Annotated in this window: 14 protein-coding genes; 3 read left to right on the plus strand and 11 right to left on the minus strand. The window is 69.5% G+C overall.

The genetic code is table 11. From position 1 onward, the window contains the following. Positions 1 to 85: 85 nt before the first annotated feature. Both ACF8LI_RS20315 and ACF8LI_RS20320 read right to left on the minus strand, forming a co-directional pair. The gene (locus tag ACF8LI_RS20315; RefSeq protein WP_392412748.1) at positions 86 to 3,223 is read right to left on the minus strand and encodes an MdtB/MuxB family multidrug efflux RND transporter permease subunit; all 3,138 of its coding nucleotides are present in this window, start codon (positions 3,221 to 3,223) and stop codon (positions 86 to 88) included. Between the two features lie 46 nt (positions 3,224 to 3,269). Beyond that, a complete protein-coding gene (locus ACF8LI_RS20320) occupies positions 3,270 to 4,886 on the minus strand; it encodes an efflux RND transporter periplasmic adaptor subunit (protein WP_392412750.1) in 1,617 nt (538 codons plus the stop codon). A gap of 421 nt (positions 4,887 to 5,307) precedes the next feature. Here ACF8LI_RS20320 and ACF8LI_RS20325 point away from each other — a divergent pair, with 421 nt between their 5' ends. Further along, positions 5,308 to 5,697, plus strand: coding sequence for a nuclear transport factor 2 family protein (locus ACF8LI_RS20325; protein ID WP_392412752.1), 390 nt, complete (start codon positions 5,308 to 5,310; stop codon positions 5,695 to 5,697). 2 nt (positions 5,698 to 5,699) lie between these two features. On the opposite strand, the gene ACF8LI_RS20330 is transcribed toward ACF8LI_RS20325, so the two are convergent. The 9 genes from ACF8LI_RS20330 to ACF8LI_RS20370 form a co-directional block, all read right to left on the minus strand. After that, positions 5,700 to 6,038 carry an AzlD domain-containing protein gene (locus tag ACF8LI_RS20330; RefSeq protein WP_392412754.1) on the minus strand — a complete coding sequence of 113 codons (339 nt, stop codon included), beginning with the start codon at positions 6,036 to 6,038 and terminating at the stop codon, positions 5,700 to 5,702. A 5-nt stretch (positions 6,039 to 6,043) separates the two neighbouring features. Beyond that, positions 6,044 to 6,736, minus strand: a complete 693-nt coding sequence (locus tag ACF8LI_RS20335; protein WP_099734343.1) for an AzlC family ABC transporter permease — start codon at positions 6,734 to 6,736, stop codon at positions 6,044 to 6,046. Positions 6,737 to 6,906: 170 nt separating this feature from the next. Beyond that, positions 6,907 to 7,977 (minus strand): XdhC family protein, encoded by a 1,071-nt coding sequence (locus ACF8LI_RS20340; RefSeq protein ID WP_016452484.1) that lies wholly within the window; start codon positions 7,975 to 7,977, stop codon positions 6,907 to 6,909. Positions 7,978 to 8,106: 129 nt separating this feature from the next. After that, positions 8,107 to 8,838, minus strand: coding sequence for a CoxG family protein (locus tag ACF8LI_RS20345; RefSeq protein WP_126311783.1), 732 nt, complete (start codon positions 8,836 to 8,838; stop codon positions 8,107 to 8,109). A gap of 38 nt (positions 8,839 to 8,876) precedes the next feature. After that, positions 8,877 to 10,151: a VWA domain-containing protein gene (locus ACF8LI_RS20350; RefSeq protein WP_392412756.1), complete on the minus strand. Its 1,275-nt coding sequence runs from the start codon at positions 10,149 to 10,151 to the stop codon at positions 8,877 to 8,879. Further along, positions 10,148 to 11,089 (minus strand): MoxR family ATPase, encoded by a 942-nt coding sequence (locus tag ACF8LI_RS20355; protein WP_046988110.1) that lies wholly within the window; start codon positions 11,087 to 11,089, stop codon positions 10,148 to 10,150. The genes ACF8LI_RS20350 and ACF8LI_RS20355 overlap by 4 nt, the downstream gene beginning before the upstream one ends. Positions 11,090 to 11,246: 157 nt before the next feature. Continuing rightward, positions 11,247 to 12,038 (minus strand): xanthine dehydrogenase family protein subunit M, encoded by a 792-nt coding sequence (locus ACF8LI_RS20360; RefSeq protein WP_043790494.1) that lies wholly within the window; start codon positions 12,036 to 12,038, stop codon positions 11,247 to 11,249. Between the two features lie 10 nt (positions 12,039 to 12,048). Further along, a complete protein-coding gene (locus ACF8LI_RS20365; protein WP_046988109.1) occupies positions 12,049 to 14,439 on the minus strand; it encodes a xanthine dehydrogenase family protein molybdopterin-binding subunit in 2,391 nt (796 codons plus the stop codon). A 29-nt stretch (positions 14,440 to 14,468) separates the two neighbouring features. Continuing rightward, positions 14,469 to 14,945, minus strand: coding sequence for a (2Fe-2S)-binding protein (locus ACF8LI_RS20370; RefSeq protein WP_013803615.1), 477 nt, complete (start codon positions 14,943 to 14,945; stop codon positions 14,469 to 14,471). A 267-nt stretch (positions 14,946 to 15,212) separates the two neighbouring features. Here ACF8LI_RS20370 and ACF8LI_RS20375 point away from each other — a divergent pair, with 267 nt between their 5' ends. Beyond that, a complete protein-coding gene (locus ACF8LI_RS20375) occupies positions 15,213 to 16,403 on the plus strand; it encodes a helix-turn-helix domain-containing protein (RefSeq protein WP_016448925.1) in 1,191 nt (396 codons plus the stop codon). Positions 16,404 to 16,579: 176 nt separating this feature from the next. Then, positions 16,580 to 17,188, plus strand: a complete 609-nt coding sequence (locus ACF8LI_RS20380) for a TRAP transporter small permease subunit (RefSeq protein ID WP_016448926.1) — start codon at positions 16,580 to 16,582, stop codon at positions 17,186 to 17,188. The last annotated feature ends 3 nt before the right edge of the window (positions 17,189 to 17,191 follow it).

Below are 17,191 nucleotides of genomic sequence, written 5' to 3' on the forward strand. Positions count from 1 at the left end.
TACTTTCTTGCTGCGAGGCAAGAAAGTAGGTCGGCCGCCGGGCCGAACCCCGGCCAGCGGCGCCAGCCAAAAACGCAGATCAAGCTCAAGCATGGGCCTGCTCCGAAGAAGCACCCCGACGCTCCCGCCACCGCTGCGCCCACCCTTCAAAAGTCAGATAAATCACAGGCGTAGTGAACAGAGTCAACAACTGACTCACCAGCAAGCCCCCCACCAACGTCACCCCCAACGGATGCCGCAACTCACTGCCCACCCCCGTCCCCAGCATCAACGGCAAGGCCCCCAGCAAAGCAGCCAAAGTCGTCATCAGGATAGGCCGGAACCGCAGCAGGCAGGCCTGGTAGATGGCCTCGCGCGGCGTGTGCCCCTCCTCGCGCTGCGCCTCCAGCGCGAAGTCGATCATCATGATCGCGTTCTTCTTGACGATGCCGATCAGCAGCACGATGCCGATGATGGCGATGATGTCCAGGTCCAGCCCCGCCAGCAGCAGGGCCAGCAGCGCGCCCACGCCGGCCGAGGGCAGCGTGGACAGGATGGTCACCGGGTGGATGGTGCTCTCATAGAGCACGCCCAGCACGATGTACATGGTGATCACCGCCGCCAGCACCAGCAGCAGCGTGTTGGACAGCGAGGCCTGGAAGGCCAGGGCCGCGCCCTGGAAGGCGGCGTCCACCGACAGCGGCATATGGCCCTCGGTGCGCAGCTGGGCCATCAGGTCCTGCACGGCCTTGACCGCATGGCCCAGCGACACGCCGGGCGCGGTGTTGAACGAGATGGTGGCGGCGGGCAGCTGGCCCACATGGTTCACGGCCAGGGCCATGGGCCGCTCGCTGACCGTGGCCACCGAGGACAGCGGCACGGGCGCGCCCGCGCTGGAGGCCACATAGATGGCCTGCAGCGACTCGGGCCCGATCTTGAACTGCGGCGCCACTTCCAGCACCACGCGGTACTGGTTGGACTGCGTGAAGATGGTGGAGATCAGCCGCTGGCCGAAGGCGTTGTACAGCGCCGTGTCGATGGCCGCGACCGTCACGCCCAGCCGGCTGGCCTGGGCCCGGTCGATCTGCACGAAGGCCTGCAGGCCCTGGTCCTGCAGGTCGCTGCCCACGTCCACCAGCTCGGGCAGGTCGTGCATGCGCTCGACCAGGGCCTGGGTGCTGGTGGTCAGCTGCGCCATGTCGGGCGAGGACATCAGCAGCTGGTACTGGGTGCGCGCCACGCGGTCCTCGATGGTCAGGTCCTGCACGGGCTGGGCGTACAGGCGTATGCCCGGGATCTGCAGCGCATCGTCGGACAGGCGGCGCAGCACGGCGGGCACGCCATCGCGCTGGCCATGGGGCTTGAGGTCGATCAGCAGCCGGCCCGTGTTCAGCGTGGTGTTGCTGCCATCGACGCCTATGAAGGACGAGATGCTCTGCACGGCCGGGTCCTTGAGCAGCAGCTCGGCCAGGGCCTGCTGGCGCTCGGCCATGGCGGCAAACGAGATGGACTGGTCGGCCTCGGTCGTGGCCTGGATGGTGCCCGTGTCCTGGTCGGGGAAGAAGCCCTTGGGCACGGCAAAGTACAGCAGCACGGTCACGGCCAGCGTGGCCAGGAAGACGATCCAGGTCAGGCCCCGGCGGTCCAGCACCCAGGTGAGGATGCGGCCGTAGCCGGCAATGGTGCGGTCGAAGAAACGGCCCGTGGCGTGGTACAGGCGGCCATGCCGTTCCTCCTCGGCCCCTTCGGGCTGGTGGCGCAGCAGCCGTGCGCACAGCATGGGCGTGAGCGTCAGCGAGACCACGGCCGAGATCAGGATGGCCACCGCCATGGTGATGGCGAACTCGTGGAACAGCCGTCCCACCACGTCGCCCATGAACAGCAGCGGGATCAGCACGGCGATCAGCGAAATCGTCAGCGAGATGATGGTGAAGCCGATCTGCTTGGCGCCCTTGAGCGCGGCTTGCATGGGCGGCTCGCCCTTTTCCACGAAGCGCGCGATGTTCTCGATCATCACGATGGCATCGTCCACCACGAAGCCGGTGGAGATCGTCAGCGCCATCAGCGTGAGGTTGTTGATGGAAAAGCCGGCCAGGTACATCACGCCGAAGGTGCCGATCAGCGACAGCGGCACGGCAAAGCTCGGGATCAGCGTGGCCGAGGCGCTGCGCAGGAAGACGAAGATCACCGCCACCACCAGGGCGATGGCCAGCATCAGCTCCAGCTGCATGTCGTTGACCGAGGCGCGGATGGTCACCGTGCGGTCGGTCAGCACCTGCACGTCCAGCGAGGCCGGCAGCGTCTCCTTGAGCTGGGGCAGCAGCGCCTTGATGCGGTCCACCGTCTCGATCACGTTGGCGCCGGGCTGGCGCCGGATGTTGAGGATCACGCCCGCGCGCGAACCGCCTTCGGGCGTGCCGGCCCAGGCGGCCAGGCGCGTGTTCTCGGCATCGTCCACGGTCTGGGCGATGTCGGACAGGCGCACGGGCAGGCCGTTCTTGAAGGCGATGATGAGGTTGCGGTACTCGGCCGCCGACTGCAGCTGGTCGTTGGCATCGATGGTGGAGGCGCGCGCCGGGCCGTCGAAGCCGCCCTTGGCCTGCTTGACGTTGGCGGCGGCGATGGCGGTGCGCACATCGTCCAGCGTCATGCCCAGGCCGGCCAGCGCCGTCGGGTTGGCCTGGATGCGCACGGCAGGCCGGCGACCGCCGGCAATCGCCACCAGCCCCACGCCGTTGACCTGCGAGAGCTTGGGCGCCAGCCGGTTCTCCACCAGGTCATTGACGCGGATCACCGGCAGCGAGGGCGAGGTGATGGCCAGCGTGAGGATGGGCGCATCCGCCGGGTTGACCTTGCTGTACAGCGGGGGCATGGGCAGGTCGCTGGGCAGCAGGTTGGAGCCCGCGTTGATGGCGGCCTGCACCTGCTGCTCGGCCACGTCCATGGCCATGTCCAGCGCAAAGCGCAGCGTGATCACCGAGGCGCCGCCCGAGCTGGTGGACGACATCTGCGACAGCCCCGGCATCTGGCCCAGCTGGCGCTCCAGCGGCGCCGTGACGTTGGAGGTCATCACGTCGGGGCTGGCACCGGGGTACAGCGTGGTGACCTGGATGGTGGGGTAGTCCACCTCGGGCAGGGCCGAGATCGGCAACAGCCGGTAGGCCAGCAGGCCGGCGATCAGCACCGCCACCATCAGCAGCGAGGTGGCGACGGGTCGCAGGATGAAGATGCGGGAAAGATTCATGGGGCCGCCTGGAAGGGCTTGCAGTCTTCAGGTGCCGGGGCGCTGCTCAGCGCCCGGCCGGAGCGGGAGCTGCGGGAGCAGCAGGCGCAGAGGGCGCAGAGGGCGCCGCAGGTGCCGGGCCGGGCGAAGGCTGTGGCGATCCGGGCGACGGTGCCGGCGCCTGGCCTGCGGGCGCGGAGCCTTCGGCCGCCGGCGCGGTCACGTTGCCGCCGTTACCGCCACTGCCACCGTTACCCCCATTGCGCTGCCCACCGCGCTCGGCACGCAGCTTCTGCAGGTAGGCCTTGCGCTCGTCGGGGTTCATGGTCGCCAGCTTGGCGCGCACATCGGGCGGCAGATTGCGCATGCCGCGCGGCTGGCCGGAGGCGTCCTGCACGGCCTGGTCCACCTTCTGTACCTTGTCGGGCTCGATCACCGTGACCTTGGCGCCTTCGCGCAGGCGGTCAATGCCATCGACCACCACCTGCTCGCCAGGCTTGAGCTCGCCCTTGACGCTGACGCGGTCGCCATCGGTCACGCCCACGGCGATGCGCCGCTGCGTCACCGTGCCATCCTCCTGAACCAGGTAGACGTAGTTGTTCTGCACGGCCGTGGTCGGCACGGTCAGCGCCTGCTCCAGCCGGTCCACTTCCAGCTTGACGTTGACGAACTGGTTGGCGAACAGCCGGCCCTCGGCATTGTCGAAGGCGGCCTTGGCCTTGATGGTGCCGGTGGCGATGTCGATGCTGTTGTCCACCGCATTGAGGCGGCCGCGCCCTAGTTGCTGCTTCAGGTCACGATCCCACAGCTCCACGGGCAACTCGCGGCCCTCGGCCAGGCGCCGCGCCAGCGTGCCCACATGGGCCTCGGGCACGGAGAACACCGCGTCGATGGGCTTGACCTGGGTGATGGTGACGATGCCGTTGGCATCCGAAGGATTGACCACATTGCCCCGGTCGGCCTGGCGCAGGCCCAGCCGGCCCGCAATGGGCGCCGTGATGCGCGTGTAGCTCAGTTGCAGCTTGGCCGCATCGGCCTGGGCCTGGTCGGCGGCCACCGTGCCCTGGTACTGGCGCACCAGCGCAGCCTGGGTATCGACCTGCTGGCCGGCAATGGAATCCTGTGCCTGCAGCTCCTTGTAGCGCTGCAGGTCCAGCTGGGCGTTCTTGAGCAGCGCCTGGTCGCGCTGCAGCGTGCCCTGGATCTGGTTGAAGCTGGCCTGGAAGCTGCGCGGATCGATCTCGGCCAGCAGCTGGCCGGCCTTGACCTCGTCGCCTTCCTTGAAATGCAGGCGCAGCAACTCGCCCGACACCTTGGCGCGCACCACGGCCGTGGCGCGCGGGTTCATGGTGCCGATGGCGCTGATCAGCACGCGCATGTCGCGCCGCTCCACCACGCCCACGGACACCGGCTGCGCCTGGGCACCCATGGCGCCGGGGCCGCCAGGCCCACCCGGCCCGCCGGGGCCGCGCCGCCCGCCTCCCGCACGCCCGCCACCCGGGCCGGGCGCACCGGCCGAGGCCTGCTCGCCCTGCGCCGGCGCCCGCTTGTTCCACCACCACAGCCCGCCCCCCGCCACCAGGGCCAGTGCCACCACGCCCCACATCAGGGCGGGCCGTACCCGGCCACGCTGGCGTACGCCGTGGGCATCTGCAACAAAGGGGCTGCTTGACAGGCGTTTCATGGTCACTGCGGGAAGTCGTGGGAGGAAACCGTGGGTCCGGCCCCAGAACAGGGAACGGCGGCGGATGCGGCTATGGTAGCCAGTCCCATGCTCTCCAAAACGAGGCAGATCGCCGTTTTACGCAGGCATTACCCCCGCTTTACCCCGGCTTTACCCGCTCTGACCAGGGCGTTTTCGGAACAGGTCGAGCACCCGTCGGCAGGGTCTCAGACAGGGCATGGCGCTCAAAACACTGTTGACCCAGGCACGGCCAATGCGGGGCGCATCGGCCGAAAAGTCCATTGAAAACAAGGCATTACACCGCACCCCGGCGCGGCCCGCGCCTCGCCGCCCGTTGGACTGCCCCCCGCGCTTGTGGCTACGATGCGCGGCCGCCGGCCTGCAAGCGCAGGCCGCCATCCATCCGTCCCAGGAGAACACCATGACGACTACCAACCCACGCCTGACCGACCATCCCGAAGAAGCCGCCGTGCGCGTGCCGCTGGAGCTGTACATGCGCGGCCATGCCGAGGACAACAGCGCCCACATGCGCGCCGCCTTCATGCCCACCGCCCGCATCGAAAGCGTGCGCGAAGGCCCGCTGACCTCCTGGGACATCGACACCTACTGCGCCCGCTTCAAGGGCCAGCCCGCCGCCGACGAGGCCACGCGCCGCCGCAGCATCGACGCCATCGACATCGGCGGCACGGCGGCCAGCGCCAAGATCACCCTGGTGCACGGCGCCATCACCTTCATCGACTACTTCGTGCTGCTCAAGACCGAGGCCGGCTGGAAGATTGCCAACAAGGCCTTCCATGCCCAGCCGCACTGACATCACCAGGGCTTGAAATGGGCCAGCAGACCGTAGGTCAGCGCACCAGCCAAGGTCGGCATGGCAATGCCTCCCCGCACCAGGCGTGCGAGGCAGATGGCCAGCAAAGCCACGGAGATCACAGCCACCCGCCCCCAGCGGACATTGCTGACCACCAGCCCCCAGGTTGACACCACGAACAGGGCAGCGATGGCGGCGGGCCCGACACCCGCCAGCCACCTCTGCACCTTCCGGGACGCCCGTGCAGAGTGCCCTCTCCGGCGTGCCTGCCACAACGGCAACCAGCGCAGGCCAAAGGTGCCGGCACCGCACAACAGCAAGATCCAGAATGTGTACGACATGGTGATCAGCCCCTATCGGCCGTGGCCGCATGCGCCAGCGCACCGCACAGGATCGCCAGCGCCAGTGCGTGGTAGCCCGGAATGAAGCGAACCAGCACCGCAGCGACAACGGCGGCCGTGAGCACCGCACGCCACCAGCGCAGCACCCCCGCCTCCAGCAGCAGCGCAAAGAACAACGCGGGCAGAACGAAGGCCAGCCCCTCGCGGACGGCTGCCGGCCACCGATCCACCTCGCCCACCAGCGTCACCCCCATCACCGTGCCGCCCACCCAGGCCGCGTAGGCGCCAAGTTGCAAGCCCAGAAACCAGTGCTCGCGCTCGGCCTCTGGCACGCCCTGCATCTTGCTCATGGCGGTGGCAAACACCTCGTCGGTCAGGCCAAAGGCCAACCAGGGCGTGGCCAGGCGCTGCCGCGGCCCCAGCACGACCTGCAGGGCCGGGCCATACAGCACATGCCGCGCATTCATCAACAGCACCGTGGGCAAAGCGGTCCACAGCCCGGCTCCCGAAGCCAGCAAAGAAATCAGCAGGAACTGGCTGGCTCCGGCATAGACCAGCACGGAAGCCAGCACCGCAATGGATGGAGCAAGACCCGCCTGAACGGCCGCCACGCCAAAGGAAAAAGCAATCGGCAGATAGCCTGTTGCCACGGAGAGGCTGGCGGTCAGGCCGGCAGCCAGCGGACGAGCGCCGCTCACGCCGCGCCTCCGAACCCTTTCGCCACAGGATTGCCGACAATCGTGCCGGGCAAGCCGGCCTCATTCCCAGCCAAACACATGATCGCCTCCCTCTATGAAAGAAGATCGATCAATATAGCGCCTCAACCCCCCTCACTGCAGCCCCATGCCACCCGCCTGTGGCGCCCCGTCTACCCCACCCCGCACACCAAGGGCGTAATGCCCTCGGGCCCGTCATCCTCCAGCGGCTGCGGGGGCTGGGCGGCGGCGAGCTTGCCTTCTTCCACGGTCATGCCGCGCGGCAGGGCCACGCCGTTCTTGGCGGCCAGGACCTCGGCCATGATGCTGACGGCGATTTCGGGAGGCGTCTTGCTGCCTATGTACAGGCCGATGGGGCCGCGCAGGCGCGCCAGTTGCGCGTCGCCCAGGCCGAAGTGCTCGCTCAGGCGCTGCAGGCGCAGCGCGGTGTTGCGGCGCGAGCCGATGGCGCCCACGTAGAAGGCCGGGGATTCCAGGGCTTCCATGAGGGCCAGGTCGTCGAGCTTGGGGTCGTGCGTGAGGCCGATGATGCAGGTGCGCGCATCGGCGCGCATGGTGCGCACAAGGTCATCGGGCATCTCGCGCGACAGCTGCACGCCGGCCACGCTCCAGTGGCGGCTGTATTCCTCGCGCGGGTCGCAGACGGTGACCGCAAAGCCGTTGAACAGCGCCATGGTGGCCAGGTATTCGGACAGCTGGCCTGCGCCGATGAGCAGCATGCGGTACTCGGGCCCGAAGCTGTTGGCGACCTGCTGTCCGGCATGCACCAGCGGCTCGGGCGCATCGCTGACCTGCTGGACGACCTGGCCGGTGGCCTTGTCCACGGTGCGCCGCACCATGCGGCCTTCGTCCAGCCATTGGACGAGTTGCTGCAGCGCAGCAGCGTCGGGATTGAATTCGAGCAGCAGCTCCAGCGTGCCGCCGCAGGGCAGCCCGAAGCGGTGGGCCTCGTCGGCGCTGACGCCGTAGCGCAGCAGCCGGGGCGCACCGTCGCGCAGGGCGTCGGCATCCGAGGCGTGGCTGTAGCGGGCGATCAGGTCATCCTCGATGCAGCCGCCGGACACGGAGCCGACCACGGCGCCCGAGGCCCCCAGCGCCATGATGGAGCCGATGGGCCGGGGCGACGAGCCCCAGGTACGCACCACCGTGGCCAGCAGCGCGCGCTCGCCCTGAGCGCGCCATTGCGCAAGGTGGCGCAGAACATGAACATCCAGGTTTTCCATTGCAAATCTCCACGCCGGCACCTGGCTTGCCTGTGCAGCTGGGCGCCCGGCGCTTTTCGGCGGCTATTGTGCTGCGCCAGCGCGCATCGTTCAGGGTGGGTGGAAAAAGCCTTGGGTCGGCGCAAGGACTCAGTACCGCGAAAGCAGCCAGCCGGCACCCAGGACGACGACGATGGCCAGCCCCCAGCACCACAGCGGGATGGCGCGGCGCGAGCGTTCCTCGGCCTCGGTGGCCGGTGCGGCATCCAGCGGCGTGGCCACGCCGGCTGCGGCGTCGTGCTCCCAGGCCTGGGCGTCCACGGTGGGCTCGATGTGGCCGGTTTCATCTGCCAGGCCGGCAGGCAGGTGGGACAGGTCGGCGGTGTCGCCTGCATCGGCAGGCGCTACCGGCGCGCGCGGGTGGCGCTGCTGCATCAGCGTATCGAATCGTGCGAAGAAGTCGTCGGCCATGTTGCGCGCGGCGCCGTCGATCAGCCGCTGGCCCAGCTGGGCGATCTTGCCGCCGACCTGGGCCTGCACGCTGTAGCTGAGCAGGCAGCGCGGCTGTCCTGCGGCGTCGTCGGGCTCGGGGGTGAGGGTGACGTCGGCCTCGCCCTTGCCGAAGCCGGCCACGCCGCCCTGGCCTTCAAAGGCGATGCGGTAGCGCTCGGGCGGCGTGATGTCGGACAGCGTGACCTTGCCGCTGAACTTGGCCGATACCGGCCCCACCTTGACCGCCATGCCCACGGCGTACTGGTCATCGCCCAGGGGTTCAAAGCGGTCGCAGCCGGCCAGGCAGGCCTTGAGCGTTTCTGGATCGTTGAGCGCCTCCCAGGCCTGCTGCTGGCTGACGGCGAGGGAACGGCTGGCTTGCATTTCCATGGCAATTCCTTTCTGCGATGGGGGTGGCCGCAAGCGGCTCAGCGGCCTGGCGCCGCCAGCAGCCGCGCCAGGTAACCGGCCAGTTGCTGCAGCGATTCCAGGTTGTGTACCGCAAGCATGGCATGGGCATGACGATGCAGCACGGCCGCCCCCTGGGCCAGTGGGGCATACCCGTCAAAGCGCAGCAGCGGGTTGAGCCACAGCAGCCGCGCGCTGTGGCGGCGCAGCCAGGCCAGTTCGCGGTCCAGCTCGGCGGCATCGCCGGTGTCCAGGCCGTCGCTGATGATGAGCACCAGGGTGCGCCGGCCCACCAGGCCTGAAACCTGGTGGCGCGCATGCAGGCGGCGCAGTTCGCCCAGGCTGCTGCCCAGGCGCGTGCCGCCGCCAAAGTCGGCAATGGCGGCGTTGGCGCGCTCGAGCATGGCGTCTGTATCGGCCTGGGCAAAGGCCGGGCCCAGGTCGCGCAGCTCGGTACCGAAGCTGAAGACCTGGCGGCACAGGCCCGCATGGCGCTGCGTGCTGGTGGCCGCGTGCAGGAAGGCCAGCAACAGCCGCGCATAGCGCTCCATGGAGCCCGAGACATCGACCAGAGCCAGCCAGGGCAGCGGCAGGCGCCGCCGTTCGCGCCGCAGCAGCTGCAGCATTTCGCCGCCGTGGCGCGATGCCGCACGCAGGCTGGCAGCCCAGTCGGGCACCGCGCCGCGCTGGCCGGTGCGCGTGCGGCGGCTGCGGTAGCGGGGCAAGGGAAGGGCAATGTCCCTGGCCAGGCGCTGCACCAGCAGGTATTCGCTGGCGCTGAGCTGGTTGAAGTCGGCATGGCGCAGGCGGTGGCGCTCGCTGGCCGTCATGGCAGCGTCCAGCTTCAGCTCTTCATCGACGGCGGCCCTGCCCTCGCTTGCCTGGCGAGGCGACAGCGCTTCCTGTACGCGCGGGCGGTGGCGCGGCGCGGACGGCCGGGGCGCCTGCGGCAGCAACTGGGCCAGCAGTTGCCGGGCCACATCGGGATTGCGGAAGTAGGCGTCGAACAGTTCGCGGAACACGGCGCGGTCCTGGGCGTTGCTCACAAATACGGCCTCCAGCGCTGCGGCCATGTCCTCGCGCGCCAGGCCGACAAGGGACAGGGCCTGCTGGGCCAGCGCCATGCGCCCGCCATCCACGGGCACGCCCGCGCGGCGCAGCGCACGCGCAAAGCCGACCAGGTTGCCAGCGAGCTTGCCGCTGCGCGCATCGCCCAGCCAGCTGGTGCGCTCGCCCCTATCGGCGGCACCGGCCGCACCGGCCGCACCGGCCGCACCGGCTGCCCCAGCCGTCACGGCGCGGGCTCCGGCGCAAGCAGTTGCTGCAGCCGCTCGGGCGTGAGCGCGGCCACATCCTCGCGCTGCTTGAAGAGGATGCCGGCCGTGTCGTGCACGACTTCGGGATCGACCACCAGGGTGTCCAGCGCCACCAGGGCCTTGGCCCATTCCACGCTTTCGGCAATGCCGGGCACCCGCTGGAAGGCGTCGGCAAAGGGCTGGCTGCGCAGCCGTCCCACGAAGCTCGCCACCTGGGCGGTCAGGGCCTGCCCGGCCCCGGGCACCAGGGCGCGCACGATGGCCAGCTCGCGCTCGCGCCCGGGATAGTCCAGCCAGTGGTAGAGGCAGCGGCGCTTGACGGCATCGTGCAGGTCGCGCGTGCGGTTGCTGGTGAGCACGGTCACGGGCGGCACGCGTGCCGCCACCGTGCCCAGCTCGGGGATGCTGACCTGGTACTCGCCCAGGTATTCGAGCAGGAAGGCCTCGAAGGGCTCGTCGGCGCGGTCGATCTCGTCGATCAGCAGCACGGCGCCGGGCTCGGGCTGCTGCAGGGCCTGCAGCAGCGGGCGGCTTACCAGGTAGCGCTCCTGGTAGACCTCCTGCTCGGCGCGCTGCAGTCGGTCCTGCTGCGGTGCAGCCGCGGGCTGCGCCGAAGCCAGCTCGGCCGCGCGCAGGTGCAGCAGCTGGGCCGCGTAGTTCCATTCATACAGCGCCTCGCGCTGCTCCATGCCGTCATAGCACTGCAGCCGGATCAGGCGGCGCTCCAGCACGCGTGCCAGCGCCTGGGCCAGCGCGGTCTTGCCCACGCCGGGCTCGCCCTCCAGCAGCAGCGGCCGCTGCAGCCGCAGGGCCAGGAAGACGGCCGTGGCCAGGCGCCGGTCGGCGAAATAGCCTTCGGCCTGCAGCGCGGCGACCAGGGCGTCTATGGAGGCAATGGCTTGCTCGGGAACCTTCATTCAGTCCTTATCCAATCGTCATGGAACTGCGCTTCGTCTGCGCTGCGCAAAACTGGCGCAATCCAACTCAGGGACACCGAGGAAGGGCCGCCCCGCACCGAGGGTGTCGTCCCCCTTCAAGGGGGAAGGCGCGAAGCGACTCAGGGGGTCACCATAGTCACCCCAGCATCTGCGATACCGCACGCTGCGTCTGCACGCTGATCAATTGCGCCCGGTAGCGCGCGCTGGCATGCAGGTCGCTGTTGAGGTCGGCATGGTCGATCAGCACCTGGGCGGCCGCGTCGGGCGTGAAGCTCTGGTTGAGCGCGGCCTCCAGCCCCGTGTGGCGGAACACGCTGAGCCCGGCGCCCGTGATGGCCACGCGCACGCCGCTGTCGGTCTGGGCGACGAAGACGCCCACCAGGGCGAAGCGCGAGGCGGGCTGCTTGAACTTGAGGTAGGCGGCCTTCTTCGGCACGGGAAAGCGCACGGCCGTGATCAGCTCGCCGCTGCCCAGCGCCGTGGTGTACATGCCCTGGAAGAAGTCGTCGGCCGCGATCTCGCGCCGGTCGGTGACGACGGTGGCGCCCAGGCCCAGCACGGCGCTGGGGTAGCAGGCAGCGGGGTCGTTGTTGGCCAGCGAGCCGCCGATGGTGCCGCGCGCACGCACCTGGCGATCGCCGATGCCGCCGGCCAGCTCGGCCAGGGCCGGGATGGCGGCCTGGACCTGCGGGTTGGCGGCCACGTCGGCATGGCGCGTCATGGCGCGGATTTCCACGGTCTGGCCGTTGACGGCGATGCCGGCCAGGCCCTGGACGCGGTTCAGGTCCACGATCTGTTCGGGCCGCGCCAGGCGCAGGCGCATCGATGGCAGCAGGCTTTGCCCGCCGGCCAGGTACTGGCCGCCCTGGGCGGCCAGGGCAGCGGCGTCGGCCGTGTTGCCAGGGGCTTCATAGGTGAATGCGTACATGGCGCTCTCCTCAGGAGGTGGCTGCGGCGTCGATGGCCGACCAGACACGGTGCGGGCTGGCCGGCATGTCCAGGTCCCTGACACCCAGGGGATGCAGTGCGTCGAGCACGGCATTGATGACGGCGGGCGGCGAGCCTATGGCCCCCGCCTCGCCGCAGCCCTTGGTGCCCAGCGGGTTGTGCGTGCAGGGCGTGCAGACGGTGCCGAGCTTGAATTCGGGGAAATCGTCGGCGCGCGGCATGGCGTAGTCCATGAAGCTGCCGGTGAGCAGTTGGCCGGTCTCGCGGTCGTAGACGCAGTTTTCCAGCAGCGCCTGGCCTATGCCCTGGGCCACGCCGCCGTGCACCTGGCCCTCGACGATCATGGGATTGATGATGGTGCCGAAGTCGTCCACGGCGCTGAAGCGGTCCACGCGCACCACGCCCGTGGCCGGGTCCACCTCGACCTCGCAGATGTAGGTGCCTGCGGGGAAGGTGAAGTTGGTGGGGTCGTAGAAGGCGGTTTCGTTGAGGCCGGGCTCCAGCTTGTCCAGCGGGTAGTTGTGCGGCACATAGGCGGTGAGCGCGATCTGGGCGAAGGGGATTTTCTTGTCGGTGCCGCGCACCGTGAACTCGCCGCCCGCGAAGTCGATGTCGGCGTCGCTGGCCTCCATCAGGTGGGCTGCGATCTTCTTGGCCTTGGCCTCGATCTTGTCCAGCGCCTTCATGATGGCCGCGCCGCCCACGCTGATGGAGCGTGATCCGTAAGTGCCCATGCCGAACGGCACACGGCCCGTGTCGCCGTGGACGATGTCCACGTTCTCCACGGGTATCCCCAGGCGCGCGGCCACCACCTGGGCGAAGGTGGTCTCGTGCCCCTGGCCGTGGCTGTGCGAGCCCGTGAACACGGTGACGCTGCCCGTGGGGTGCACGCGCACCTCGCCGCATTCGAACAGGCCGGCCCGCGCGCCCAGGGCGCCCGCGATGTTGCTGGGCGCCAGGCCGCAGGCCTCGATGTAGCTGCTGTAGCCCAGGCCGCGCCTGAGGCCCCGCGCCTCGCTGTCGGCACGGCGCGCGGCAAAGCCGGCCACGTCGGCCAGGGCCTCGGCCTTGTCCATGCAGGCGCCGTAGTCACCCACGTCGTACTGCAGGGCCACGGGCGTCTGGTAGGGGAAGCTGGTGACGAAGTTGCGCCGCCGTATCTCGGCCTGGGACAGGTTCAGCTGCCAGGCGCAGCGGCTGACCAGGCGCTCCAGCAGGTAGGTGGCCTCGGGCCGGCCCGCGCCCCGGTAGGCATCGACGGGCGCGGTGTGGGTGAACCAGGCATCGACCTCCACATAGACCTGGGGCGTGGCGTACTGGCCCGCCAGCAGGGTGGCATAGAGGATGGTGGGCACGGCGCTGGCGAAGGTGCTCAGGTAGGCGCCCAGGTTGGCATCCGTGTGCACGCGCATGGCCAGGAACTTGCCGCTGGCGTCCATGGCCATCTCGGCATGGCTGACGTGGTCGCGGCCATGGGCGTCGGTGAGGAAGGATTCGCTGCGGTCGGCCGTCCACTTGATGTTGCGGTTGAGCTTTCGCGCACCCCAGGTCAGGCAGACATCCTCGGCATACAGGAAGATCTTGGAGCCGAAGCCGCCGCCCACGTCGGGCGCGATCACGCGCACCTTGTGCTCGGGCAGGCCCATGACGAAGGCCGTCATCAGCAGCCGCTCGACGTGCGGGTTCTGGTTGGCCACGTACAGCGTGTACTCGTCATTGGCGCGGCTGTAGCTGCCGATGGCCGCGCGCGGCTCCATGGCGTTGGGAACCAGGCGGTTGTTGACCAGGTCCAGCTGGGCGATGTGGGCGGCACCGGCGAACACGGCATCCACGGCAGCCTTGTCGCCGATGGCCCATTTGTAGCAGTGGTTGTCGGGGGCGATGTCGTGCACCACCGCGCCGGGCACGCTGCCGGCCGCCGCGTCGGCCACCAGCACCACGGCGGGCAGCGGGTCGTAGTCCACCTCCACCAGCTCGGCCGCGTCGCGCGCCTGCTCCAGCGTCTCGGCCACGACCATGGCGACCTGGTCGCCCACGTAGCGCACGGTGTCCAGCGCCAGGATGGGATGCGGCGGCTCCTTCATGGGCTCGCCGTTGGTGCTGGTGATCAGCCAGCCGCAGGGCAGGCCGTTGATCTTGTCGGCCGCCACGTCGGCGCCCGTGAGCACGCCGATGACGCCGGGCGCGGCCCTGGCCGCGTCGGTGGACACGGAGCGCACACGCGCATGCGCGTGCGGCGAGCGCACGAACACCGCATGGGCCTGGGCGGCCAGCGCGATGTCGTCGGTGTACTGGCCCGCGCCCGTGAGGAAGCGGTAGTCCTCCTTGCGCTTGACGGGCTCGCCGATGTGGGGGAGCTTGGAAAAGTCGGATGCACCCATGGCTGTCTCCTTGTGGTGACCTGCGGCGCTCAGGCCGCAGGCCCTGCCATGGCCTGGCTGCCCTTTTTCACGGCGGCCACGATGTTCTGGTAGCCCGTGCAGCGGCACAGGTTGCCCTCCAGCGCCTCGCGGATCTCGCGATCGCCCGCGCACGGCTGGCGCTGGCACAGGTCCACGGCGCTCATGACCATGCCCGGCGTGCAAAAGCCGCATTGCAGGCCGTGGCACTCCTTGAAGGCCGCCTGCATGGGATGCAGGCCGCCGTCGATATCCGCCAGCCCTTCGATGGTGCGCACCTCGCAGCCTTCGGCCTGCACGGCCAGCATGGCGCAGGACTTGACGGCGTGGCCGTCGACGATGACGGTGCAGGCCCCGCACTGGCTGGTGTCGCAGCCCACATGCGTGCCGGTCAGGCGCAGGTGCTCGCGCAGCGCATGCACGAGCAAGGTGTTGGGTGGAACGTCAATGCGCTGCGCGCGCCCGTTGACGGTGAGCTGGACATTCATCGTGCTGTCTCCTGCCTGTGTTCGGCGGTGATCTGGAACGTGGGGGAACGCCGGAAACCTCGCCTGCCATGGTCGCCCTGCCCGCAGGCGCCCGTTCTAGGGTTGACCCGCAAGCCCGGGCCGGGCGGCGCGGATATTCTCAAAATGACACAGTCGTCACCGCAGCCGCAGCCCGCACCGCTTGCGCCTGCGCCCCCGGCTTCGACCGTGCCCGCCTGCCAGCCCGTTCGCAATCCCTTGCCAGCCAGCCACAGGAGTCCCCGCCCCATGTTCGCCCTGAGCCCCGACGCCGCGCAGCCCTGCCCCGCCGATCCGCGCCACGCGCAGATCGCCCGGGCCCGCAGCCTGGCCTTCGGCGAGCAGGCGCTGGCCGGCATGCCGCCTGCCACTCTGCCCGCCCCCCCTGCCGGCATCGCGCCCTGGCTGTGGCGCTCCTGGCAGCGCTGCCTGGCGGCAGGCCGCCGCCCGGGCGAGCGCGTGGTCTACGAAGCGCTGGGGCCGCATGCGCTGCGCCAGGCACGTGACGGCCACGAGGCGCTGCTGCAGGCGGCGCACCCCGTGATGACCCAGCTGGTGGGCGCCGTGGGCGCCATGCGCTACTTCAGCCTGCTGACCGATGCGCACGGCACCGTGCTGGACGTGCAGGGGCCGCTGGACCGCAGCGACATCCGCGTGCAGGCCATCGCCCGTGTGGGCGTGGACCTGTCCGAGCAGGGCGTGGGCACCACCGCCATCGGTGCGGCCCTGGCCGAGCACGGCCCCGTCTGGCTGCACCGGGCCGAGCATTTCTTCGAGGCCAACCGCCACTACAGCTGCGCGGGCGCACCGCTGTACGCCCCGGACGGCCGCTGCCTGGGCATGCTGGACATCACGGGCGTGGACGTGCCCGAGCGGCCCGAGCTGATGCACCTGGCGCTGCGCTGCGCCCGCGCCATCGAGGACCGGCTGCTGCGCGCCCTGCCCCACGCGCTGCTGCTGCACCTGAACTGGCCCGGCGGGCCTCTGGGTCAGGAGGGCGAAGGCCTGCTGGCCGTGGACGCCGAAGGGCATGTGGCGGGCAGCAATACCCTGGCGCGCCAGCTGGTGCCCCAGCCGCTGGCGCAGCCGGGCCAGCCGCTGCACTGCAGCGAACTGCTGGCCATGCCCTGGACGGCGCTGGTGGAGCATGCGCGCCAGCGCCCCAACGAACCGCTGCGCCTGCCGCTGTGGTCGGGCCTGCGGCTGCAGGCACTGGTGCAGCCCGGGCCCCAGCTGCGCCAGTTGCTGCCTGCGCTGGGCACGGCGGCACTCGCTGCCGCCGCCCAGGCCAGCCCGCTGCGCGCCAGCGAGGGCGTGCTGATCGAGCAGGCCCTGCAGGATGCCCAGGGCAATGTGACCCGGGCCGCCCGCGCGCTGGGCATCAGCCGGGCCACGATGTACCGAAAACTGGGAGCCCGCAGGCCCCGCGCGACAACCTGAACGGGACGTTTCCTCGGGTTCACACGGATTTCTTTTAGGGGGAGCAGGCCGCCTGCGGCGTTCGGGTCTCCGTAGAATCGACGGCTTTGGTCCATGCGCCGACAAGAGCGCTGCGCGCCGGCCTACAGGCCGGCGTACGGCGACGGACCCAATACAGCCTACTTTTTGGAGACACCATGCAGGCTTTGCTCAAATTCTCAAGAGGGGTCGACTGGCTCAACAGCCTGGTCGGGCGATGCCTTATCTGGCTGATCCTGGCCTCGACGGTCATCAGCGGCATCAATGCCATCGTGCGCAAGGTGTTGCACACCAGCTCGAACGCCTACCTCGAAGTGCAGTGGTACCTGTTCGCCGCCTCCTTCCTGCTGGCCGCCGGCTACACGCTGCTGCAGGGCGAGCACGTGAAGGTGGATGTGATCGCCAGCCGCCTGTCCAAGCGCACGCAGATCTGGATCGACATCTTCGGCTTCGTCTTTTTCCTGACCCCCATGGCGCTGGCCATCCTGTGGTTCGGCACGCCGTTCGTGATCCAGGCCATCCAGACCGGCGAGATGTCGGGCAATGCAGGCGGCCTGGTGCGCTGGCCCGTCTACCTGATGATTCCCCTGGGCTTCGGGCTGCTGCTGCTGCAGGGCATGTCGGAGCTGATCAAGCGCATCGCCTTCCTGAAGGGCCTGATCGACGATCCCACGGCCAAGAAGGGCGAGAAGACCGCAGAGCAAGACCTGGCTGAAGCCCTGCGCGGGCTGGCAGGAGCCAAGGACAAAAGCGGGCAAGGCGCCTGATCG

The sequence above is a fragment of the Delftia sp. WSY_12 genome (genome assembly GCF_043104645.1).
Lineage (GTDB): Bacteria > Pseudomonadota > Gammaproteobacteria > Burkholderiales > Burkholderiaceae_C > Comamonas > Comamonas tsuruhatensis.